Source organism: Sphingomonas pseudosanguinis, assembly GCF_014196255.1.
Taxonomy (GTDB): Bacteria; Pseudomonadota; Alphaproteobacteria; order Sphingomonadales; family Sphingomonadaceae; genus Sphingomonas; species Sphingomonas pseudosanguinis.
Window position 1 is genome coordinate 116,764 of record NZ_JACIDH010000009.1, and the last position, 21,933, is coordinate 138,696.

The 21,933-nt window shown below is 64.7% G+C and carries 15 protein-coding genes, 10 pseudogenes and 1 other annotated feature; of the genes and pseudogenes, 12 read left to right on the plus strand and 13 right to left on the minus strand.

The window, feature by feature from the left end; all coding sequences use genetic code 11:
* Window positions 1-1,332: a sensor histidine kinase gene (locus tag GGR48_RS11275; RefSeq protein WP_183952023.1), complete on the plus strand. Its 1,332-nt coding sequence runs from the start codon at window positions 1-3 to the stop codon at window positions 1,330-1,332.
* Window positions 1,333-1,456: 124 nt separating this feature from the next.
* Here GGR48_RS11275 and GGR48_RS11280 read toward each other — a convergent pair whose 3' ends face one another.
* The 3 genes from GGR48_RS11280 to GGR48_RS11290 all read right to left on the minus strand — a co-directional run bounded on the left by GGR48_RS11280 (window position 1,457) and on the right by GGR48_RS11290 (window position 5,173).
* Window positions 1,457-1,840 carry a hypothetical protein gene (locus GGR48_RS11280; RefSeq protein WP_183952006.1) on the minus strand — a complete coding sequence of 128 codons (384 nt, stop codon included), beginning with the start codon at window positions 1,838-1,840 and terminating at the stop codon, window positions 1,457-1,459.
* A 208-nt stretch (window positions 1,841-2,048) separates the two neighbouring features.
* Window positions 2,049-2,231 (minus strand): hypothetical protein, encoded by a 183-nt coding sequence (locus tag GGR48_RS11285; RefSeq protein WP_244954860.1) that lies wholly within the window; start codon window positions 2,229-2,231, stop codon window positions 2,049-2,051.
* Window positions 2,232-2,275: 44 nt separating this feature from the next.
* Window positions 2,276-5,173 carry a Tn3 family transposase gene (locus GGR48_RS11290; protein ID WP_183952007.1) on the minus strand — a complete coding sequence of 966 codons (2,898 nt, stop codon included), beginning with the start codon at window positions 5,171-5,173 and terminating at the stop codon, window positions 2,276-2,278.
* A 66-nt stretch (window positions 5,174-5,239) separates the two neighbouring features.
* On the opposite strand from GGR48_RS11290, the gene GGR48_RS11295 reads away from it, so the two are divergent.
* The gene (locus GGR48_RS11295) at window positions 5,240-5,896 is read left to right on the plus strand and encodes a recombinase family protein (RefSeq protein WP_231733182.1); all 657 of its coding nucleotides are present in this window, start codon (window positions 5,240-5,242) and stop codon (window positions 5,894-5,896) included.
* Window positions 5,897-6,018: 122 nt separating this feature from the next.
* Here GGR48_RS11295 and GGR48_RS11300 read toward each other — a convergent pair whose 3' ends face one another.
* Window positions 6,019-7,161 (minus strand): MFS transporter, encoded by a 1,143-nt coding sequence (locus GGR48_RS11300; protein WP_231733184.1) that lies wholly within the window; start codon window positions 7,159-7,161, stop codon window positions 6,019-6,021.
* A 285-nt stretch (window positions 7,162-7,446) separates the two neighbouring features.
* Between GGR48_RS11300 and GGR48_RS18430 the strand changes: the two are divergent.
* From GGR48_RS18430 to GGR48_RS11315, 4 genes and pseudogenes are all read left to right on the plus strand, one after another.
* Window positions 7,447-7,542 (plus strand): annotated as a pseudogene (locus tag GGR48_RS18430) (integrase catalytic subunit); the annotation flags it as partial.
* Between the two features lie 253 nt (window positions 7,543-7,795).
* A complete protein-coding gene (locus GGR48_RS17935; protein WP_206362492.1) occupies window positions 7,796-8,059 on the plus strand; it encodes a hypothetical protein in 264 nt (87 codons plus the stop codon).
* A 38-nt stretch (window positions 8,060-8,097) separates the two neighbouring features.
* A pseudogene (locus GGR48_RS11310) lies at window positions 8,098-8,457 on the plus strand (IS6 family transposase); the annotation flags it as partial.
* Between the two features lie 58 nt (window positions 8,458-8,515).
* Window positions 8,516-8,854 (plus strand): annotated as a pseudogene (locus tag GGR48_RS11315) (transposase); the annotation flags it as partial.
* A gap of 240 nt (window positions 8,855-9,094) precedes the next feature.
* Here GGR48_RS11315 and GGR48_RS11320 read toward each other — a convergent pair.
* The 3 genes and pseudogenes from GGR48_RS11320 to GGR48_RS11330 all read right to left on the minus strand — a co-directional run.
* Window positions 9,095-9,757 (minus strand): annotated as a pseudogene (locus GGR48_RS11320) (IS110 family RNA-guided transposase); the annotation flags it as partial.
* A gap of 39 nt (window positions 9,758-9,796) precedes the next feature.
* A protein-coding gene (locus GGR48_RS11325; protein WP_089413675.1) for an IS3 family transposase occupies window positions 9,797-11,025 on the minus strand; the annotation gives its coding sequence in 2 pieces (ribosomal slippage) (window positions 9,797-10,737 and window positions 10,737-11,025; 1,230 coding nt in all).
* Window positions 10,628-10,744, minus strand: a sequence feature (AL1L pseudoknot). Its footprint overlaps the gene before it by 117 nt.
* Before the next feature lie 53 nt (window positions 11,026-11,078).
* A pseudogene (locus tag GGR48_RS11330) lies at window positions 11,079-11,444 on the minus strand (IS110 family transposase); the annotation flags it as partial.
* A 67-nt stretch (window positions 11,445-11,511) separates the two neighbouring features.
* Here GGR48_RS11330 and GGR48_RS11335 point away from each other — a divergent pair.
* Both GGR48_RS11335 and GGR48_RS11340 read left to right on the plus strand, forming a co-directional pair.
* Window positions 11,512-11,949: pseudogene (locus tag GGR48_RS11335) on the plus strand (IS5 family transposase); the annotation flags it as partial.
* An 18-nt stretch (window positions 11,950-11,967) separates the two neighbouring features.
* A pseudogene (locus tag GGR48_RS11340) lies at window positions 11,968-12,327 on the plus strand (DDE-type integrase/transposase/recombinase); the annotation flags it as partial.
* 695 nt (window positions 12,328-13,022) lie between these two features.
* Here the strand turns inward: GGR48_RS11340 and GGR48_RS11345 are convergent.
* Window positions 13,023-13,829 (minus strand): DeoR/GlpR family DNA-binding transcription regulator, encoded by an 807-nt coding sequence (locus GGR48_RS11345; RefSeq protein ID WP_083748311.1) that lies wholly within the window; start codon window positions 13,827-13,829, stop codon window positions 13,023-13,025.
* Between the two features lie 12 nt (window positions 13,830-13,841).
* The gene (locus GGR48_RS11350) at window positions 13,842-15,404 is read right to left on the minus strand and encodes a glycerol-3-phosphate dehydrogenase (RefSeq protein WP_076711782.1); all 1,563 of its coding nucleotides are present in this window, start codon (window positions 15,402-15,404) and stop codon (window positions 13,842-13,844) included.
* A 156-nt stretch (window positions 15,405-15,560) separates the two neighbouring features.
* Between GGR48_RS11350 and GGR48_RS11355 the strand changes: the two genes are divergently transcribed.
* From GGR48_RS11355 to GGR48_RS11370, 4 genes are all read left to right on the plus strand, one after another.
* Complete coding sequence (locus GGR48_RS11355; RefSeq protein ID WP_076711783.1) at window positions 15,561-16,373, plus strand: MIP/aquaporin family protein; 813 nt, start codon at window positions 15,561-15,563, stop codon at window positions 16,371-16,373.
* Window positions 16,374-16,390: 17 nt separating this feature from the next.
* Complete coding sequence (glpK, locus tag GGR48_RS11360) at window positions 16,391-17,890, plus strand: glycerol kinase GlpK (protein WP_183952008.1); 1,500 nt, start codon at window positions 16,391-16,393, stop codon at window positions 17,888-17,890.
* Window positions 17,887-18,630 (plus strand): triose-phosphate isomerase, encoded by a 744-nt coding sequence (gene tpiA, locus GGR48_RS11365; RefSeq protein ID WP_076711785.1) that lies wholly within the window; start codon window positions 17,887-17,889, stop codon window positions 18,628-18,630. Before glpK ends, tpiA begins: the two co-directional genes overlap by 4 nt.
* Before the next feature lie 295 nt (window positions 18,631-18,925).
* On the plus strand, window positions 18,926-19,174 hold the full coding sequence (locus GGR48_RS11370; RefSeq protein ID WP_076711786.1) for a hypothetical protein: 249 nt from the start codon (window positions 18,926-18,928) through the stop codon (window positions 19,172-19,174).
* Here the strand turns inward: GGR48_RS11370 and GGR48_RS11375 are convergent.
* The 4 genes and pseudogenes from GGR48_RS11375 to GGR48_RS11390 form a co-directional block, all read right to left on the minus strand.
* Window positions 19,149-19,964 carry an IS256 family transposase gene (locus GGR48_RS11375; protein ID WP_206362499.1) on the minus strand — a complete coding sequence of 272 codons (816 nt, stop codon included), beginning with the start codon at window positions 19,962-19,964 and terminating at the stop codon, window positions 19,149-19,151. The two genes, GGR48_RS11370 and GGR48_RS11375, sit on opposite strands and share 26 nt — an antisense overlap.
* A 267-nt stretch (window positions 19,965-20,231) precedes the next feature.
* A pseudogene (istB, locus tag GGR48_RS11380) lies at window positions 20,232-20,900 on the minus strand (IS21-like element ISSsp5 family helper ATPase IstB); the annotation flags it as partial.
* A pseudogene (locus GGR48_RS11385) lies at window positions 20,897-21,109 on the minus strand (IS21 family transposase); the annotation flags it as partial. The pseudogenes GGR48_RS11385 and istB, both read right to left, overlap by 4 nt.
* A gap of 50 nt (window positions 21,110-21,159) precedes the next feature.
* A pseudogene (locus GGR48_RS11390) lies at window positions 21,160-21,927 on the minus strand (IS110 family RNA-guided transposase); the annotation flags it as partial.
* Between the last annotated feature and the right edge of the window lie 6 nt (window positions 21,928-21,933).

Genomic DNA, 21,933 nt, shown 5'->3' on the forward strand with positions numbered 1-21,933 from the left:
ATGATCCGCCGCCTGTGGCGCTCCACCTTCGGCATCGTCGTGCTGGTCGCGCTGGCCTTCGCCGCGGCGACGCTCGCGATCGGAGGGGTCGCCTATGAGGTGACGCACGAGGCGCTGGAGGAACAGCTCGACCACCGCGTCGCGGTGGAAACGCGCGCGCTCGCTGCCGAGGCGAGCGAAGCGGGACTGGCGGGGGTGGCCGAAGCCATCCGCCTGCGCGAGGATGCGCGGAACGAAGCCAGTCTCGACTATCTGCTGGTCGACCGCAACGGGCGGACGGTCGCCGCCACCATCGCCCCGCTCGCGCCGCCCGAACCCGGCTACCAGGAGCATTTCGGCTTTCGCCGCGGCAATACCACCGGCGTCGGCCAGGCCCTCGCCACGCCCTTGGCCGGCGGGCTTCTAGTCGTCGTCGCCGACCGCCACGACCTGGCCGCGATCGATCGGACGCTGGCGCTGCTGTTCGCGGGCGCGCTGGGCGCGGTGCTGGCGCTGGGGATCGGCGCGGCGATATTGGTCGGATGGCTGACGCGGCGGCGCCTGTCACGCATCGATGCCACCGCGCAGGCGATCATCGCCGGCGACCTGACGCAGCGGGTACCGCGCGACGGGTCCGACAGCGAGTTCGATCGCCTTGCCGCGACGCTCAACCGGATGCTCGACCGCATAACGGCGCTGATGGACAATCTACGGCAGGTCTCGACCGACGTTGCGCATGACCTGCGCACGCCGCTCACCCGCCTGTGCAATCAGCTGGATCGCGCCGCGGCCGGGGATGCGGAGGCGATCAATGCCGCCCGCCGGCAAGCCGACGACCTGTTGGAGATCTTCGCCGCATTGCTCCGTATCGCCGAGGTGGAAGGACTGGCGGAACGCCGCGCGTTCGCCGCGATCGACCTGTCGGCGCTGCTTGACGATATGGCGGACACGTACCGCCCCGACTTCGAAGCCACCGGTCATTACCTCGAGACCGATGTCGCTCCCGGTCTTCGCATCGAGGGCGACCGTCGCCTGCTGGCGCAGGCGCTATCGAATCTGCTGGAGAACACGCTGCGCCATACCCCGGCCGGCACAACGGCAACGCTGTCCGCCCGAACGACGCGCGACGCGATCGAGGTGACGCTGAAGGACGACGGACCAAGCGTTTCTCCCGCCGACGCGGAGCGCCTGTTCCAGCGCTTCGCCCGCGCGGAAGCGTCGCGTACCACCGATGGGCACGGGCTTGGCCTCGCGCTGGTCCGTGCGATCGCTGTCGGGCATGGCGGCAATGCCATCCTGTCGGAGAGCGGAAGCGGGTTCGGCGTCACCATTCGCCTTGCGGGCGGTCGATGAGGATGATTCCGACCCTCAAGGTTTCTCGAAATCCCGTCAGAACCGGGTTTTGAGAACGACCGGCCTTTCCCAATTCACCATCCCAATGGAAATGTACCTGCCGCACTCCGGTCATGCGGGCGAGCTATCCGAATATTCTGCGCTCACGATCCATTTGTTCTTCCATCATAGCCCAGATGCGGCGAGCGGCTTGGCGGTATCCCTCCCAATCTTCGGCGATAGCCTTGCTGCTCCAAGTGGTGACGTGTTCACTCGATGCGAGTCGCTTTGCAGCAAATGCACGTTGCATGTCATCAAGTTGCGAAAGCAGGACGCCGTCAGCCCCCGCCCGCAGCTTGGGAAACAAGACATCGCGCACATACTGTGATCGTGCTGCGCTTGTCCGGCTGAGGCGCAGGCGAGCCGTGCTGAGCGCGGCTATGTCAGGGATGGGCCGGCTGCAATGCTCACGAACCTCAGCGATACCCGCCGCGATCTGCCGATGATGTTCGTCGAGCGTTTGAGCCATCGGCCGATCATAGAATCGAATGGTTAACCGCTGGCTTCGCCCTTTTATAATTCCCGATACATGATCCCATTGGGACTGCCCCTGCCGTCTCGCTGGCCGTTCGTTTGTGGGGGGGGCCGTGGTGGCCAGGAACTTCGACGAGCATCGCTTTTAATCAGGCCCCTGTGCATTGTAGGGACACAGATTCACGGTAAGCGTCAGCGGGCAGTTAGCGGCGCAGTTTCTCGATACCAAGTTCGCGCCACATCCATTTGCAGTCGTAGGTCGCCATCGGGTCGCTCGGATCGGGCTTTGCGCCGCTGCGGTTTTCGAGGTGTTTGAGCCAGACAGCAAGACGATCGCGGCCTGCGGCGGTCTTGGCGGCCGCACGCGGGGTGATATCGCCCAGCATCCCGACCGGTTGGGGTCGGTTCCGGCTGAGGGCGAAATGACACCCTAAGCGTTTGCGTCCTTGGGCCAGAGATATTCGCCGGTGAGGAGGATGTGCGCCCATCCGAGTGGGGAAACATGGGCGAGCAGATGGTCCGGCGTATCCAGCCCCTCGCGACGCCAGGCCTCGACGGCATGGCCGAGGTGCAGGGTGTTCCAGTAGACGATGATGGCGGTGAGCAGGTTGAGGCCCGCGATCCGGTAGTGCTGGCCTTCAGTGGTACGGTCGCGGATCTCGCCCTGACGTCCGATGCGCAGGGCGTTCTTCAGCGCATGGTGCGCCTCGCCTTTGTTGAGGCCGACCTGGGCTCGCCGCTGCATACCGGTGTCGAGAATCCATTCGATGATGAACAGCGTACGTTCGATCCGACCGACCTCGCGCAGCGCGGCGGCCAGGTCGTTCTGGCGCGGATAGGCGGCGAGCTTGCGCAGGATGCGGCTCGGCGCGACTTGGCCGGCGCTCATGGTGGCGGCGCAGCGGAACAGGTCGGGCCAGTTGGAGACGATCAGCGCCTCGCGTGCCTTGCCGCCTACCAGCGGGCGCAGCTCGGTCGGCGTGGCGGCAGGATCGAAGACGTACAGCCGCTTGGACGGCAGGTCGCGGATGCGCAGCACGAGGCGGTAGCCGAGCATCGCGCTGATCCCGAACAGGTGGTCGGTGAACCCGCCGGTGTCGGCATACTGTTCCTCGATCCGCCGCCCCGCTTCGTTCATCGTCAGACCGTCGAGCAGATAGGGTGCCTCGCTGACGGTCGCGGGGATCGGCTGCGACGCGAACGGCGCGAAGCGGTCGTTGATGTGCGTATAGGCCTTGATGCCGGGGTCGTTGCCGTAGCGGGCATTGATCGTGTTCATCGCCTCGCCCTGCCGCGCGGCAGGGTAGAACTGACCATCGGCGGACGCGGTGGTGCCCATGCCCCAGATCCGCGCCATCGGCAGGTCGCCCTGCGCGGCGACCACGGCGGCCAGTGCCTGGTCGATCGCCTTACTCTCGACATGCCAGCGCGCGAGGCGGGAAAGTTGCCAATAGTCGTGGGTGTTGCAGGCCTCGGCCATCTTGCGCAGGCCAAGGTTCAGCCCCTCGGCGAGCAGGACGTTGAGCAGGCCGATCCGGTCGCCGCACGGCACGCCGGTGCGCAGATGGGTGAAGGCGTCGGTGAAGGCGAGCGCGGCATCGACTTCGAGCAGCAGGTCGGTGATGCGGACGGGCGGCAGGCGGCGGTACAGGTCGAGCACCAGCTCCTCGATCCCGTCCGGCGGGTCGGCAGTGAGGCGGTCGATGCGCAGCGTGCCGCCTTCGATACTGCCATGCGGGATCGTCCCGTTGCGCGCGGTGCGACCGAGGCGGGCGAGGCCATCGGCAAGCCGCGCCTGGCGATCGGCGAGCCAGACATGCGGGTCAGGTGGGACCGCCAGCTTCATGGTGTGCGCGACCGTCATCGGGACGAGGACATGCCGCAGGTCGCCGTAGCGATGCGAACGGTCGAGCCAGATGTCGCCCGAGCGCAGCGCGTCGCGCAGGTGGAACATCACCGCCACCTCGCGGAGACGCGCATCGTTACCGCCCTTCATCCGCAACTGGCGACGCCATTTGGAATGCGGGCGCAGAAAATCGTCGGTCGCCGGGAGTTCACCCCGGGCGGCGATGGCGGTCACCGCGTCGAGAAGGGGCCGGGCGACCGGGGCGGCTGCGAGGTCGAGGCAGCGCAGCATACGCGGCGCATAGCGGCGGAAGCGGTGATAGCCCCGATCGACATGGGTCAGCGGATCGTCGCCCAGCGTGTCGGTCAGCGTCCTGGCGGTCGCGACGAGATGGTCGAGACGATCCCAGCCCGAGACGCGCGCGACCGCATCTTCCAGCGACGCGCCGTCGCCATGCGCGTCGAGCAGCGATCGGCCGAGCGCCGCGAACCCGTCCAGCGTCGCGGTGACCGCGCCTCTGGTTTCCGCAAGGCACGCATCGTGCAGCTGCTTCGCCTCGCGCCAGGTCCGGCCGACGATCCGGTCATGCGTCTCGATCACCGCGTCGGCGGTCGCGGCGGCCCATTCGATGACGCAGACCGCGAGGATGGCGCGACGCCGGTCGGCGTTCAGATCGCGCAGGCCATCGGCGAAATAGCGTTCGCCCTGCCGGCGCAACCGGGCGACGCGGTGCGGCGGGACGCCGGCGATCAGGTCAGCGCCGAGGTTCATCGCGCGCAGGAACTCCAACCGGTCGAGCAGCCGGTTCGCCGCGGCGGAATTGTTGCCCGGCTCGATCCGGCGCAGCCAGATGAAGCGGCTGATCGCGCCCGGCAGCATCTCGGTCGTCAGTCGATCGAGCCGGGTACAGGCGACGCGATCGAGGCGCGTGGCGATCCGCTTCTCAATACCGCGCTCGGCCGCGACCAGCGCGTCGGCGCACAGCCGCTCGATGGTGGTGATCGCCGGCAGTATGGTCATGGTATCGCGGCAGCGGGCGATGAAGCGCCGGGCGAGATCGTCGTTAGAGCGCGCGTGTTCGGCTTCGGCGAGCAGCCAGTCGCGGAACACGCGTGCCGGTACGCCCTGACCGGGGAACGTCCTGTAGCCGTAGGTCCGGCGCAGCATTTCCATGTGCTGTTGGCGGGTCTGGCGGCGGACGGCATAGCGAACGAGCGTGTCGCCGACGATGCCGAGCTGGACACCGAGGAAGGCGGACACCGCCAGCGGGATGACCTCGCCCGGTGCCAGCATCCGGCCGGGATAGCGCAACGCACAGAGTTGCAGCGCGAAGCCGATCCGGTTCTCCGGGCGGCGTCGCCGGTCGATATGGATCAGGTCGTCATCCGCCAGGATGTAGTGCCGCAGCAGCGACGCTTCGTCGGTCGGCAGGTCAAGCAGCACCGACTGCTGCCGGGCACTCAGGATATGGCGGCGCGGCATGGCCAGTGTCCCGGTTGAACAGAAGTCTGTTTTGGACAACACTCACCCCACGCAAATCAAGGGTTTTTGAAGCCTGATTTCAGGAAGGTTCAATTGGGACAACGCGCCGCCATCTACGCCAGGGTCTCGACCGCCGACCAGTCGTGTGAGCGGCAGCTGCGTGACCTCGCCGGTTTCGCCGAGCGTGGCGGCTATGAGGTCATCGACGTTTTCCGCGAAACCGCCTCAGGGATGAAGGCCAACCGCTCGGCGCGCGCCGAAGTGATGAAACTGGCGCAGGCCCGCCACATCGATGCGATCCTTGTCACCGAACTCAGCCGGTGGGGACGCTCGACCCAGGACCTGCTCGATACGCTGAACCGGCTGTCGGGTTGGCGGGTATCGGTAGTCGCGATGAGCGGCATGACGTTCGAGGTCGATACACCGCACGGGCGAATGATGGCTACGATGCTCGCCGGCATCGCGCAATTCGAGCGCGACATGCTGAGCGAGCGCGTTCGGTCCGGTCTCGCCGCGGCGCGGGCGCGGGGTCGCAAACTCGGGCGACAGTCCGGCGACCGCCCCAAGTCCGACCGGCTCGCCCCCAAGGTGCTGGCGCTCGTTGCCGAAGGTCGCAGCTATCGTTGGATCGCGCGCGACCTCGGCCTCAGCAAGAACACCGTCGCCGCGATCGTGGGGCGGGCGCGGTTGGACACGGCCCCTGACATTGAAATAGCAGAGTAATCAGTTTTCACCTCCCGCCCCCGCCGAGAGGGCGCCAGTCGCCCCATATCGGCCTGTCGCTGAAGCTGCCGTACATTCATCGACCAGCAGATTGGGTGCCGCTTGTCGGACGCGACGCCAGTCTAACGGGCAAACCTGCTGAACAACCCCCATCCCGCCAAGCCGGCGGCTGTACCCAGCGTACCGGCAATCAGATAAGCACCGACCGCGTTGCTCGGGGTGAACAGCCCACCCGTGACATAGCCAATGATGACGGCGCTGCTCGTGACTGCGCCGTAAATAGCTGCAACCTTCCCATGGTGGTCGGTCGGCGTTTCGTTTTGCAGCATCGTGCGTACCGCCACATTGTGCACGCTGTTGGCAACTCCGCCGAATACGAAAACCATCCCGATCAACATGATGGTGGCCGCGCCGACCAAAGCGGCGCTGCCGATCACCAGCATGGTTACGCCAATCATAGTGGCCGCAACGAAAGCCAAAGGAGCAGGTCGGCGCATCGGCCGCGCACCTGCCGCGAGAGCGCCCAGGATCATGCCGGCGGCCCAGCAAGCGGTTACCAGGCCAAATGCGAGGGGGCCTTGCTTCAGCGTCACTGTGATCAGGAACACGAATGCTACATCTGCGATGGCAGAGGCAAAGACCTCCAAAGCCAGCGATCCTGTCATCACCGTGATCCGCCGGTTGCGGAGGATCGGCCAGTACTCGGCGAGCAATGTACGAGGTTCCTGCTCATCCGGCGCTATCGGCCGGCGCAAGCCGCTGGCCAGGATCACGGTGGCGAGCAAGACGTAGCTGGCAGCATCAATGAGCAAAGCACTGCGCGCGCCGATCCACGCAATCAGGATACCGCCCGCTACCGGACCTGCAAGCATCCCAACACCGCGCACAAGCTCAAGCACGGAATTCGCGCGGCTGAGCGGCATGCCAAGTGCTGTCGCCAGTACGGGTATAAGCGCGAAGGTCGCCGTTCCGCTGATGGCGAAGCAGATGCTGAGCACGCTTGCGCCAACGAGCGTCGGCAACATCGCCGTGTTGCCGGCAATCCAGGCGAGAAGCGCCGCTTGTGCTAGGCCGGTGACGACAAGTATTCTGCCAGCATCACGCCTATCGACAAAGCGACCGATGAACGGAGCAGCGATTAAACCAGGTAGCAGCTGCGCAATCAGCAGCATGGGCACGGCAAAACGCGTCTCGTTCTCGGCAGCCCGAAACATCAGAGTGATGAGGGAGATCTCGTCACCAATGGTGGAGACAGTTAAGGTCACCAGCACAAGCCAGCCCCAGCCCGATCTGATCCGTACAGCTACCGTCCCGGGTCCCTCCATAACAGGCATTTGTCTGAGGCCGGGTGCTGAAGCAACTTATTTGCCCGGCGGGCGCTCGACCGGAAGATATTCAGGGCAGTGCTTCCGCAAAGCCCGCTGCGTACAGAAAAACCGGGCGAACTCGAGATGGCAGCGAGTAGAGGATCGCTGTCGGAAAGCCACCAGTCCGTTCTCCAGCCAAACCCGGCCATTTCGCTTAGGGTGTCATTTCGCCCTCAGCCGGAACCGACCCCAGAAGCAGCTTCGCCGCCATTGCCGCCTTCCGGTTCCGCTTCGCTCCACCTCCAGGCGCCAATGGCAACGGAGGCGACAATGCACTAACAATCATCACGGACCACTCAGTGGGGGCCGGTCACCATCGACTGCCGAAGACGACCGGACTTCAAACGCAAATACGTGCGCCTCCTTTTTACCTTGCGGCAAACTATCGAGCACCGTTCTCGCCTCATGACCTAGCCACACGATGCGCGGACCCGTTTTCGAGTCTGTCAGCTTCAGCTTCCGCCCTTGAACTTCGCCCCAAGTCAGATTGAGAATTTCGCCGCGCCGGCAGCCCGTCAGCGCCAGCAGCGATATGACCGCGACCTCCAACGGCTTCTTATCACGAGCGTCAGCCAGCGCCTTCCCGAGCCGCGCCATTTCGTCCTCACTCAGGAAGCGCTCGATTTTGCGGCCCTTGTTTCGTCTGATGCCACGAAACGGGTTTGCCGGCGTTGTCGAGCAGGATCGACAAAACCTCGGCATAATCGACCGGGTCAAGCGGCAGCGCTACGCCCGTGCAACCCGCGGTATCGAGGAAGAAGCGCTTATCGGGGCTCTGTTGCAAAAATTGGCGTGATGCCGATCTGGCGGCTTTGAGCTGGAGGCGGAGCGGGCGTGAACGATTTCAAATGGCGGCATTTTAGGGGTGAGATCATTCTCTGGGGCGTTCGTTGGTATTGCAAATACGGCATCAGCTACCGGAACCTTGAGGAAATATTGGAGGAACGGGGCGTCAGTGTCGATCACACAACGCTGTACCGCTGGGTTCAGCACTATGCGCCCGAGATCGAGAAGCGTTTGCGCTGGTACTGGAAGCGGCCGGGGCTTTCACGAAGCTGGCGCGTCGACGAGACGTACATCAAGGTCAAAGGCAAATGGGCCTACCTCTATCGAGCGGTCGACAAGGAGGGCGACACCATCGACTTTTACCTGTCGGCGACGCGGAATATGAAAGCCGCCAGGCGCTTCCTGGGGTCAGGACCCATTGATCTGAGCGGCTCGATCTGATTCAGGCTCCGTGAGGAGACAGAGGATGAGCGACCTGTACTGGCTGACGGACGAGCAGATGGCGCGGCTCGAACCGTATTTTCCCAAGAGCCACGGCAAGCCACGGGTTGATGACCGGCGAGTGTTGAGCGGCATCGTTTTCGTCAACCGCAACGGGCTGCGTTGGTGCGATGCCCCTCGGGAGTATGGCCCACACAAGACGCTCTACAACGGGTGGAAGCGATGGGGCGAAAGGGGTGTCTTCCTCCGCATAATGGAAGGACTGGCAGCCGCGAGCGCCACGCCGAAGACGATCATGATCGACGCGACCTATCTGAAGGCGCACCGCACGGCGTCCAGCCTGCGGGTTAAACGTATGGCTCGCCCCGTCGGCAAGCGGTTTGTGTCTGATGTTCTGAGCAGTCTGCGAAAACGTATCCGGCCTTTCGACGCGAGGTCGTTGGCCAAGATGGAGATCCGCGCGTCCTGGTCCTCATAAAGGGGCCGGCATCGAGTGCCATTTTAAGCCATAGGGTTCCAGGTCACCGGTCGACTGTCAGGCCATCTTTCACTTACCTCCCGCAGACATCATCCAGCCGGTGCAAGGTGCATCGGCTGATCTCGTTCACGCCGCTTGTGCGGCTGGATCGTAAGTACGCTCATGACGCAGGAGCGCCCAGACGATGCGCGCCATCTTGGCCGCTAGCGCCACCACGACGGTGTTGTGATGGGAACGCGACAAAAGGCCGCGCAGCCAGGCGCCGAGTCGTGTGTCGCTCTTGCTCATCGTCGGTAGTGATGCCCGGGCACCCTGGATCAGGTTTTTCCGCAGATAGCGGCTTCCGCGCTTGGTGATGCCGAGCAATCGCGGTTTACCCCCGGTCGTTGCTTGACGCGGCACGAGCCCAAGCCAGGCGGCAAGATCCCTGCCCCGTGCGAAAGTTCGAGCGTCGCCAACTGCAGCTACCAGCGCCGTCGCGTTCAGCGCGCCGATACCAGGAATAGTCAGGAGGCGCCGCGTTCGCTCATCCGAGCGGGCAGCCTCGGTAAACTCGGCATTGAGATCTGCGATCCGGTCATCAAGGGCAATCCAGAGCAGGCGCATATCACTGACGAGCCGATGGATACGAGAGCCCAGCACTGGCTCGTCACCATCGAGCATCTCACCCAGCCGGACGGCAAGCTTTGCGCGTCCTTGCGGGACTATGTAGCCGCGCTCCAGAAGAAGACTCCTGATCTGGTTCATCAACGAGGTGCGATCACCGACAAGCTGGTCACGGATGCGGTATGAAGCGTCCCGGATTTTCCGGAGGCAGTTTGGTTTGAGTCACGCCGCGATAGCGGTTTCCTGCTGGGCGGCATAGTATTCAGCTTCGGCCTCGGCAGGCGTGACGTAGCCGATCGGGCCGAAGAGGCGTTGGTTGTTGAACCAGTCCACCCACTGCAACGTCGCCATCTCGACAGCGGCGAGGCTCGGCCATGAGCGCTGCCGCCAGATGACCTCGGCCTTGAACAGGCCATTGATCGTCTCGGCGAGAGCATTGTCGTAGGAATCCCCGACGCTGCCAACCGAGGGCACCAGTTTTGCCTCTGCCAGGCGCTGGGTGTAGCTCATGGCGAGGTATTGCGAGCCCCTGTCGGAATGATGGATGAGACCATCGTCGGCGGTGGGACGCCGGGCATGGATGGCCTGCTCGAGGGCATCCAGCACGAAGCCGGCGGTAGCACGGCTGCTGACTTTCCATCCGACGATCCGGCGGGCGAACGCATCGATGACGAACGCCACGTAGACGAACCCCGCCCAGGTGTGGACGTAGGTGAAGTCCACGACCCACAAGGCATTCGGGCGCTGGACCTTGAATTCCCGATTGACCTTGTCGAGTGGACATGGAGCCTTGCGATCCGGAACCGTGGTGATGCAGGACTTGCCACGCCGGACACCGGCCAGCCCCATCGCCTTCATCAGCCGCTCGACCGTGCATTTGGCGATGGTGGCGCCCTCGCGCAGCAGCTGCCGCCACACCTTGCGCGATCCGTAAAGGCCAAAGCTGGCCTCGTGGACGCGCCGGATATGGTCCTTCCGCTCGTCGTCACGCCGGGCGCGAGGAGAACGTTTGCCCGGATCGGCCAGGCGCGCGGCGTGTTGATGATACGAGGAGGGGGCGACCGCCAGTTCCTGGCAGATCGGCTCGATCCCCAACTCCTCCCGATGAGCGTCGGTGAACGCCATCTTCATCGCCCGGGGCGGTCGAGCTCCGCCATCGCAAAATATGCCGACGCCTTCCGAAGGATCTCGTTTGCCCGGCGGAGCTCCTTCACTTCCCGCTCGAGCAACTTCAATCTGGCACGGTCATCATCGGCCAGTGCCGCTGGTTCCGCGCGCCGGCCAGCGTCGTCGCGGCACCAACGCCGCAGCGTCTCCGCCGTGCAGCCGATCTTGCCGGCGATCGACACCAGCGCGTCCCATTCCGAACGGTGATCCGCCCGGTGCTCGCTCACCATCCGAACAGCCCGCTCGCGGACCTCAGGCGAAAACTTGTTTGTCGTCTTGCTCATTCTCGATGCTCCTACTCACAAGTGGGAGCCTCCAGGAAATCCGGGACGCTTCAATGCAGCGTTTGCATGTCGAGTTGTTCCTCGGTTTTCAACTCGACGAACCGCACGGTCGGCCGTGTTGCCGCTTCCGCGATTGCCTCAGCGTCGCGGTCGTCGTTCTTCTGCGCCTTAACGTATGGACGGACATATTCCGGCGACATCAGCCGAACGGCATGGCCTTGTCGTGCCAGCGCCCGTCCCATGTGATGAGCTCCGCAGCAGGCCTCCATCGCTACGACGCAAGCCGGCAGGCCTGCGGCGTATGTGATGACCGTGTCGCGGCGCATCCGTCGGCGGACGACGACTTTGCCGGTCGCATCCAGCCCAACCACGCTGCAGCTGTTCTTGCCTAGATCAATTCCCAGAACCGATACGTCCATGACCTTTGCTCCTTCCTCAAACGACCTGCTGTCGTAGGATGACAACGATTCGGATAAGGGGCGAGCCATCCATAAAGGGGGCCTTGGGTGCCTCATCGGTCGCACCAAAGGCGGTATGAATACGAAGCTGCACGCCGTCACCGATGCAGAAGGCAGACCGCTCAGCTTCTTCATGACCGCGGGCCAGGTCAGCGACTACACCGGCGCTGCCGCGCTGCTTGACGATCTACCCAAGGCGCAGTGGATGCTGGGCGACCGCGGCTATGACGCAGAATGGTACAGGGATGCCGTTCAGGCAAAGGGCATAACGCCTTGCATTCCGGGGCGAAAATCCCTGATCATCCCCGTCAAATATGACAAGCGCCGCTACTGAAGCCGGAGCCGTATCGAGATTATGTTCGGTCGTCTGAAGGACTGGCGCCGCGTCGCTACCCGCTACGATCGATGCCCGACCGTCTTCTTTTCCGCTATCGCCCTCGCCGCCACCGTCATCTTCTGGCTCTGATCAATGAGTCGTGACCCTGGGCAAGGCCCTCAACGGTTGAAGGATTGGGAAAAGCCTTTGAAGATCAACACCGATAGAGCGCCCACCTATGGTCCGGCGATCGCCGACCTCAAGAAGGAAGGCAAGCTGCCGGAGGAGACGCTGCACCGGCAGGTCAAATATCTCGACAACGTGGTCGAAGCTGATCACGGCAAGCTAAAACAGCTGATCAAGCCAGTGCGCGGATTCAAGACTTTGACAACGGCTTATGCGACGATCAAGGGATTCGAGGTCATGCACGCCCTTCGCAAAGGTCAGGCGGCCATCTTCCAATATGGCGGCGGCATCATGGGAGAAGTGCGTCTGATCGAGAGACAGTTCAACGTATACACCACCTGAAACCGATCGGGGCAACGGCCGCGCTCAGACCCGCCAGCTTTTTGCAACAGAGCCCTGCACCGAGTATCCGGCGAGAAGCGCGGCAAACGCGATACCGAGGCGTCATCATTGAAAGTGTCGTTACCGCCTATGCCGATCTACTCTACAACCCGCAGGCGGTCGAGGTCGCGCGGGTTGGCATCTACCGGCTCGACGCGCGGGTGTCCGCAATCCGCGCGCGCTGGGGGCTGGGTCAGGCCACCCGTAGCGACGTGGCGCAACTGGAGGCGCAGCGCGCCAGCGTCGTTGTCAACCTTGCCGATGCGAAGAGATGCTGGCGACCGTCGCCGCTGCGTAACGTGTGTTCCCCTGCTGACCGGCGCGCTGGTATCCTCCCGCGTACCACAAGCGGAGGCGATATACCGCGCCGAACGGTTCCAGATCGATACCGCGGTACGCGAAGCTACGCGCGCCGCCGATGCCGCATGGGCAACGCTCGCAGCGGCACGGGGGGGCGGTCGCATCCAGACCGCCTACGACACGAACTTGCCGCAGCAGCGCGACGGTCAAGCCACACCCGCCGAGTTGTCGAAAAGCGACATCGCGTCGGCAATGCTGTCCGCCTTCGACCCCTATCGTCACCATAATCATATCATCGCGACGATGTGCGTTCGGCGATACATCGTCATGACTGCAGCGTGGTCCAGCTGCTATGTTCAACGATCATCCGTTTCGATGACCTTCACGTCCGCTTCCCCGCACGCCGCGGTCAGCGCGGGACCGACCAGATTGTCCGTCACCAGATAATCGATGTCGTGCAGATCGCCGGCACGCACCGGCGCGGGACGCCCGACCTTGCTCGAATCAGCTACCAGGATCACCTTGCGCGCGTGCTGGATGATCGTTCGCGTGACCTGCACTTCGTCCACCGCGAAATCCAGCAGGCTGCCGTCCGGGTCGATCGCGGAGATGCCGATCAGCGCATAATCGACCTTGAACGCGCGGATGAAGTTCATCGCGAGCGCACCGACGACCGCACGGTCGTGGCGACGGACCTGGCCGCCGACCACGACCATGTCGATTCCGTCGCGGTCGGCCAGGATATCCACGACGTTGAGGTTGTTCGAAATCACCATCAGGTCACGATGGTGGACGAGGTGGTTAGCCACCGCCTCGGTCGTGGTGCCGATGTTGATGAACAGCGACACCCCGTTGGGGATCAGCGCGGCCGCGGCCCTGCCGATCGCCGCCTTCGCCCCGGTAGCGACGGCGCGGCGGGTGACATAGTCGATATTGTCGACACCCGATGTTACGACTGCGCCACCATGGACGCGCGACAGCATCGACTTGCGCGCGAGAATGTTCAGATCCTTGCGGATCGTCTGCGGCGTGACGCCAAGCCGGTCGGCCAGTTCCTCCACCGCGACTTTCCCGGCGCTGCGTGCGAGTTCGAGAATCTGGAAGTGCCGGGCGACAATGCCGTCCGCGGTTACGTCCTGCTCGTCGCGACCGGTCGTTTCCACACATGTTCTCCGTCAGGATGCAGCCGACATCCGGTTGCTCGCACCCGACCCTAGCCGATCCGCCAGATAGGCGTCGATCCGTTCGGCGGTACCTTCGGCGACGTGCAGGCCCAGCTTGCCGCGGCGGAACAATATGTCCTCCGCGCTGGTCGCCCATTCGCGGTCGCGCAGATAGTCGATCTCCCGCGCGTACAGCCCGGCCCCGAAATCTTCGCCCAGATCAGCGGGGGTCTGCGCATCGCCGATCACGGTTTCGGTGCAGGTGCCGTAGGCGCGCGCGAGCCGGCGCAGCAACGCGGACGGCATCGCCGGATAGCGCGCCACGAGCGTGGTTACGTAGCGATCGAAATCGGCGTCCGGCATGTCGCCGCCCGGCAGGACGGCGCCCGCCGTCCACGCCTTGCCCGCTTCGGGAAAGAAGGGCGCGAGTTCGCCCATCGCATGCTCGGCAAGCTTGCGATAGGTCGTGATCTTGCCGCCGAAGATGCTTAGCATCGGCGCGCGATCGGTGCTGCCGTCCAGATCCAGCACATAATCGCGCGTCACCGCCGATGCGTTGGCGGCATGATCGTCGTACAGCGGGCGGATGCCCGAATAGGTCCAGGCGATATCGGCCTGCGCGACCGGCCGCTCGAAATAGCGCGCGACCGTCTCCAGCAGATAATCGATCTCGCCCTGGCCGATCGTCGCGCGCCCCGGTGCGCCTTCCCATGCCTCGTCGGTCGTCCCGATGAGCGTGAACCGCTCCTGATAGGGAATGGCGAAGACGATCCGCCGGTCGGGGTTCTGGAGCATGAACGCGTGGGCACCCTCGTAAAGCCGCGGCACGACGATATGGCTGCCCTTGATGAGCCGGACGCCGCGATCCCGGCGCGCGTCGGGCACGTCGCCCAGCACATCGGCCACCCATGGCCCCGCGGCATTGACGATCGCGCGCGCCGTCAGATCGCGCGTCCCGTGCGCATCTTCGATCGTGGTGATCCAGCCTGTACCCTCGCGGCGTGCCGCGGCCAGCCGGGTGTGCGTCAACACCGTCGCGCCGCGATCCGCCGCGTCGCGGGCGTTCAGCGCGACCAGCCGGCTGTCTTCCACCCAGCAATCCGAATAGACGAACGCGCGCGGCGAACCCGGCTTCAGCCCGTTGCCGACCGGATCGCGATCCAGCGAGACGGTGCGGGTCGCTGGCAGCTTCTTGCGACCGCCGAGATGGTCGTAGAGGAATAGCCCCAGCCGCACCATCCAGGCCGGACGCGGCGATTGGCCTTGCGGCAGCACGAACTCCAGGGGCCAGATGATGTGCGGGGCCATGGCCCACAACCGCTCGCGTTCAATCAGCGCCTCGCGCACAAGCCGGAACTCGTAATATTCCAGATATCGCAGTCCGCCATGGATCAGCTTGGTCGATGCCGACGAAGTATGGCTGGCGAGATCGTCCTTCTCGACCAGCGCGACGGACAGGCCGCGCCCCGCCGCATCGCGGGCGATGCCGACGCCGTTGATGCCGCCGCCGACGATCAGGAGATCGACGTCGTGCCGTGCGCGTGAACTTTGTGTGGATGCTGTCTGGTAAACCACTGATCGCCTCCTCATCGCCGGATCGACCGGCAGGGATGTCTGAAAACGAATATGCACCTGCCAATACGAACTTTCAAACGAAAGTGTTGACGTTCGATCGAAATAGCGTGACAATCCGGTCACGAGCTACGAACTCGATGTGGGAGAGAGAGCGGCATGACCCGGCAGGCAATGGCAGGCACCACGTTGAGGGGCGAATTGATCGCCGAGGCGCTGGCGATGGCGATCATCATCACGCTGGGCGATTCGGCGGCGGCGATGCTGATCCTCTACGATCCCAGTCCCTATGCCACCGCCTATTGGGGCGTCTGCATCGCCTGGGGGCTGGCGGTGACGATCGCGATCTACGTCACCGGCGCGGTATCGGGCACGCATGCCAACCCGGCGGTGACGCTGGCGTTGACGCTGTTCCGCGGCTTTCCGCGCGCCAAGGTGCTGCCCTATGTCGTTGCGCAGGTGGTGGGGGCGATGATCGGTGCGGCGCTGGTCCATCAGCTGTTCGGGCCGGTGATCGACGCCTACAACGTCACTCACGGGCTGACCCGTGCGGGCGGCGGTGCCGCCGGCGTGTTCTTCACCGCGCCCGGCGCGCACATCACGCCGCTCCACGCCTTTTGGGACGAGGTGATCCTAACCGGCATTCTGCTGCTCGGCATCTTCGCGATCACCGACGAATTCAATACCTCCGCTCCGATGGCCAACGCCAGCGCGCTCGTCATCGGACTGCTGGTCGCCTGCATCGGCGCGGCGGCCGGCTATCTGGAAGGCTGGCCGATCAATCCGGCGCGCGATTTCGGACCGCGGCTGTTCTGCTGGCTGACCGGGTGGGGCGACGCCGCGTTGCCGGGACCGGACAATTACTGGTGGGTGCCGATCGCCGGACCGCTGCTGGGCGGCGTGATCGGCGCTGGCATGTACCAGTATCTGGTGAAGCCTTATCTGCCGCCGCGCACGAGCGTCGCGGCATGACCTTCAAGGAGAGAGACATGGCCGGCCCCAAGCACATCCTGGCGATCGACCAGGGCACCACCTCCACCCGCGCGATCGTGTTCGATGCCGATGCGCAGCCGGTCGCCACCGCGCAGACCGAGTTCGCGCAGCATTATCCGCACCCCGGCTGGGTCGAGCACGATCCGGAAGACATCTGGCGCGACGCACTGGCGACCGCGCGGGACGCGATCGCGCAAAGCGGCGTCGGCGCGGCCGGCATCGCCGGGATCGGCATCACCAACCAGCGCGAGACCGTGGTGGTGTGGGACCGCGCGACCGGCGAAACGATCCACAACGCGATCGTGTGGCAGGACCGGCGGACCGCCGATCTATGTTCGCGGCTGAAGCGGGAAGGGCATGAACCGGCCGTGCGCGCGAAGACGGGACTGCTGCTCGATCCGTATTTTTCCGCGACCAAGCTGGCCTGGATCCTCGACCATGTCGACGGTGCCCGTCTGCGCGCGGAACGAGGCGAGCTGGCGTTCGGCACGATCGACAGCTTCCTGCTGTGGCGGCTGACGGGCGGCGCGGTGCACGCCACCGACGTGACCAACGCCAGCCGCACCTTGCTGTACGATATCCATGCCCAGCATTGGGATCCGGAATTATGCGCCCTGTTCGACGTGCCGATGGCGCTGCTGCCGGCGGTGCACGACAACAGCCACATCTTCGGCCACACCGCCGACGGCCTGTTCGATGCCGCGATCCCGGTGGCGGGCATCGCCGGGGATCAGCAGGCGGCGCTGTTCGGCCAGGCGTGTTTCGAAACCGGCATGGCCAAATCGACCTACGGCACCGGCTGCTTCATGCTGCTCAATACCGGCGAACAGGCGGTGGCCTCCGGAAACCGGCTGCTGACCACGCCGGCCTATCGGCTGAACGGCAGGATCACCTATGCGCTGGAGGGATCAATCTTCATCGCCGGCGGGGCGGTGAAGTGGCTGCGCGACGGCATCGGCGTCATCACCCATGCGCGCGAGACCAACGACATGGCGACGCAGGTGCCCGACAGCCACGGCGTCTTCATGGTCCCCGCGTTCGTCGGGCTAGGCGCCCCGCATTGGGATCCGGATGCGCGCGGCGCGATCTTCGGCCTGACGCTGGGGACGACCCAGGCGCATCTGGCGCGCGCGGCGCTGGAGGCGGTCGGGTATCAGACGATGGACCTGGCCGATGCGATGATCGCCGATGGCGGCGCGCCGCCCGCCATGATCCGGGTCGACGGCGGCATGGCCGCCAACGACTGGCTGTGCCAGTTCCTCGCCGACATGCTGAACGTGCCGGTCGAGCGGCCGCGGCATCTGGAGACGACGGCACTGGGCGCGGCGTTCCACGCCGGTCTGGCCACCGGCGTGTGGCCCGACCTCGATGCGCTGGCCAGGACCTGGGTGCGCGGCGATTGTTTCGAGCCCAGAATGGGTCCGGCCGCGCGTGCGACCCTGGTCGCCGGCTGGCACGCGGCGCTGGCGAAGACGTTGACCGGGCCGCGGGCATGAGCATGAATAAGCTCGTCGTCGCCAACTGGAAGATGAACGGATCGCGTGAGCTTCTCTCGGCACTGCCCCGCTTTGCCGCGGCGGCGGGGCCGGGTGTCCAAGTGGCGGTGTGTCCGCCGTTCCCGCTGATCGCGCTGGCTGTGGACCGGGGCGTCGCGGGCATCGTCGTCGGCGCGCAGGATTGCCACGCCGCACCTTGCGGGGCGCATACCGGCGCGGTCTCGGCGGCGCTGATCGCGGAGGCGGGCGCGCGGCTGGTGATCGTCGGCCATTCGGAGCGCCGCCGCCAATGCAACGAAAGCGACGCGCTGGTTGCCCGCAAGGCGGCCGCCGCCGTGGCGGCAGGGCTGGGCCCGCTGATCTGCGTCGGCGAGGAGGACGAGGGGGAGGATCCCGGCACGGTCGCGGCGCAGTTGCGCGCGTCGCTGCCCGGTGGTGCGCCGGCGGGCATCGTCGTCGCGTACGAACCCGTCTGGGCGATCGGTTCGGGGCGGACACCCGCGCCATCGCGCGTCGCATCGGTCCATGCCGCCCTGCGCGCGGCATTGATCGCGGCCTTGGGCGATGTCGCCGGGAGGGCGGTGCCGATCCTGTACGGCGGCTCGGTCGATGCGGCCAACGCCGCGGCCTTTACCCGGGAACAGGATGTCGACGGCGTGCTGGTCGGTGGCGCCAGTCTGGACCGCGAGGCATTCCAGGCCATCATCGCCGCGGTATCCGCTACCGTCACGTTCCGGTGACCCGGCATTGAATGACCACGACGACCCCTGCCACGGCGTTCCCGGTCCTTCGGCCTCATGATGACGATCATTGCGCGGGCTCGATGCGACCAGTTCACGATGGCGCAAACACTCAGAGGGGGCCGGTGAGAGGATGTTCGGAAACGTACGCTCTCATGACTGCCATCCGAGACGCTGGCCGAGTTTATTCCTTCGCTGGCCACAAGACCAGCGGTCGCATTGACCTTGGCGGGTGTGCCGCGGGCGCCTGATCGACGACGATTGATCACGCTCTCATCCGCGGGTTGCTGCCGACATGCTCGCAATGGAAGAAGAGCACGGCAGTGAGGACGGATTGTTTGCCGAACTGGCCGAAGACGGTGAGCTGCTCATTAGCGACAAGGCCGCCAGGGCAAGGCTGAAGGAAATCAAGGGCGACAAGACGGCGGCCGCCGAAGTCTTTGCCTTGAACGAATGGCTGAAGCTGGCCGCGCGCGAGATTGTGCAACCTGACGTCTGGAAATTGCCGCGGGGCATGATCACCCATTCCGGCATTCCCATTTGATATAGGCCTTATTATCGGAGGCCCATGTTTCGTCGATCTCGACGAGAACGGCGGAAACGAGGCGTAGGAGCGCCTGGTCGTTGGGGAAGACCCGGACCTTGACGGTGCGCCGCTTGAGCTCTTGTTGGACGGCGCGCTCGATGAGGTTCGAAGTGCGCAGGCGTCGGCGATGATGTTCGGGCAGCGTGAATACAGCCAGGCCTTCGGGAACGGCGTTTTCCAGCCATGTCGCGAGACTGGGGGCCGTATCGCGGTAGCCGGCAACGAGCTCGTCGAGCGCGACCTGGGCCTTGGCGAGCGTCGGTGCATTCCAGATGCTGCGCAGTTCGGCACCGATACGCTCGCGGATGGCGATGTTGGGGGCATGGTGGACGGCGTTTGCGGCCAGATGGAACTGGCAGCGCTGCCAGGTAGCGGCACCGAGCACGGCGCGGCGGGCGGCACGCAGACCGGCATGATCGTCGGAGACGATGAACTCCACACCGCGCATGCCGCGTGCGACCAGGTCGTCGAGGAAGCCACGCCAGTGGACCTCGGCCTCCGACAGGGCGACGCTGACGCCGAGCACCCGTCGCCGTTCGTCGGGGCCGATACCGATTGCCGAGAGGACGGCTGCGTCGCGCACGATGCCTCCTGCGCGCATCTTCTCGTAGCGGGCGTCGAGGATCAGGTAGCGGATCTCACCGAGCGGGCGATTGCGCCATGCCTCCAGCTCCTCATCGAGCAGGGCTGCGGCGCGGCTGACCTGGGATGAAGACAGGTTGGGGTCGGTTCCGGCTGAGGGCGGAATGACACCCTCTCATGACTGCCATCTGAGATGTTGGCCGAGTTTACTCCTCCGCTGACGTCAACGCCAGCGACTGTTTGAACCTTGGCGGGTGTGCCGCGGACTCCTGATCGACGACGATTGATCAAGCTCTCATCCGCGGATTGGTCACCGCACTACCCGTATCCGTCGCTGGGCCTATCCTCCGTCTAAGCTCGGGCATCGGACGAACCTGCCCCACCGTACACCGTGGATTGCCCATCACAGTCGGGTGCCCGCGGCACGCCGGCCAAGCGCGCCTGTGAGACGCTCAGATCCGAAGGTTTCGGTCCATTCGTCGAAGGGCAGGTTGCTGGTGATGAAGGTGGAGCCGCGTTCGTAACGCTGGGAGATCAGCTCGAACAACAGTTCGGCGCCGGTCTTGGAGAGCGGCACAAAGCCCAGTTCGTCGATGATGAGCAGCTTGTATCCGGCCATCTGCTTCTGGAAGCGCAGAAGACGGCGCTCGTCGCGGGCCTCCATCATTTCGCTGACCAGCGCTGCCGCGGTGGTGAAGCCCACCGACAGTCCTTTCTGGCATGCTGCCAGTCCGAGCCCCAACGCTACGTGCGTCTTTCCGGTGCCTGATGGCCCCAGAGCGATGGCGTTCTCACGCCGCTCGATCCACTCGCAGCGCGCCATCTCGAGCACCTGCATCTTGTTGAGCCTGGGGATGGCGGCGAAGTCGAAGCTGTCGAGGCTTTTGACGGCGGGGAAGCGCGCGGCCTTGATGCGCCGCTCGACCATGCGACGCTCCCTGTCGATCATTTCCATCTCGACGAGGCGGGCGAGGAAGCGGATATGATCGACGCCTTCAGCGGCACATTGCCGCGCGAGCTTGTGATGCTCACGCAGGCACGTAGGCAGCTTGAGCGCCTTGAGATGGTGAGCGAGAAGGATCTCCGGGGCCTGATCGCTCATGCGGCCTCCTGCCGGTCGGAGAGCAGGCTCAGATAGGCTCTGGCAAAGGTCTTCTCGACCGTGGTGCGTGGCAGGAAGGGATAGACGTCCAGGTCCAGCCTGGGCGGTACGCGTTCGATCCGGCACAGGACGAGGTGCTTGACGGCATCGAAGCCGATGGCGCCAAGATCGATGGCCTGTTCGACCGCCGCCTGGAGATCGGCGAGGGTGAGCCTTCACGCCTCCATCATGCCGAAATCACACGGTTCTTCGAGGTGTCCAGTTGCTTGGGATTGTCGAAGCGGGTGAGATCGCCTACTTCAGCGACCAGCGTCGCAGCGCTGACCAGCCTGATACCGCGCAGGACCTGTAGATTGCGGACCAGCGGCGCAAAACACCATGCGTCCACCGCTTCAGTCAGCGCCGCTTCTAAGCGCCCAACCCGTGCCTGCGCCTCCAGCACCCGCTTCTGCATTTCCTCGAATGCCAGCTGTTGGTGGGGAAAATCGAACCGCTGCTCGGACAACCACCGCCAGTACATTTTCGTCCAGGCCGCCTTGCCGCCGAAACGACGATCATGACGCAACAGGAAGCTGCGCACTGTCTGCTTGGCTCCGATGGCATCATCTTGCGCGCTGCGTCGCGCGCGGATGAGATCGCGTACCGCCTCGTGCGCTTCGTCCGGTATCCAGATTGCGGTGAGTTCGCCAGCGCGTAGCAGCCGCGCCAGGGTCATCGCGTCACGCCGGTCCGTCTTTACATGGTCACCTGGGCGCCGCGGCATCATCGAGGGGGCGATGACGATGCAATTCTGTCCCAGCTTCGTCAGCAGCCGATGCAAGCCATACCCGCAGGGACCAGCTTCGTAGCAGACGTTCAACGTCACGCCCGGTCCAGTCAGCCGCTTGACCAGCTTCCTGATCGCATCGTCCTCGTTGGCGACCGTGCCGACGAAACGTACCTCGCCTCCGCGTTCCCCATCGGCAACCGCGACCGCGATGGTTTCCTTATGAACGTCCAGACCAACGTATTTCACTGCCTCCGTCATGACTCG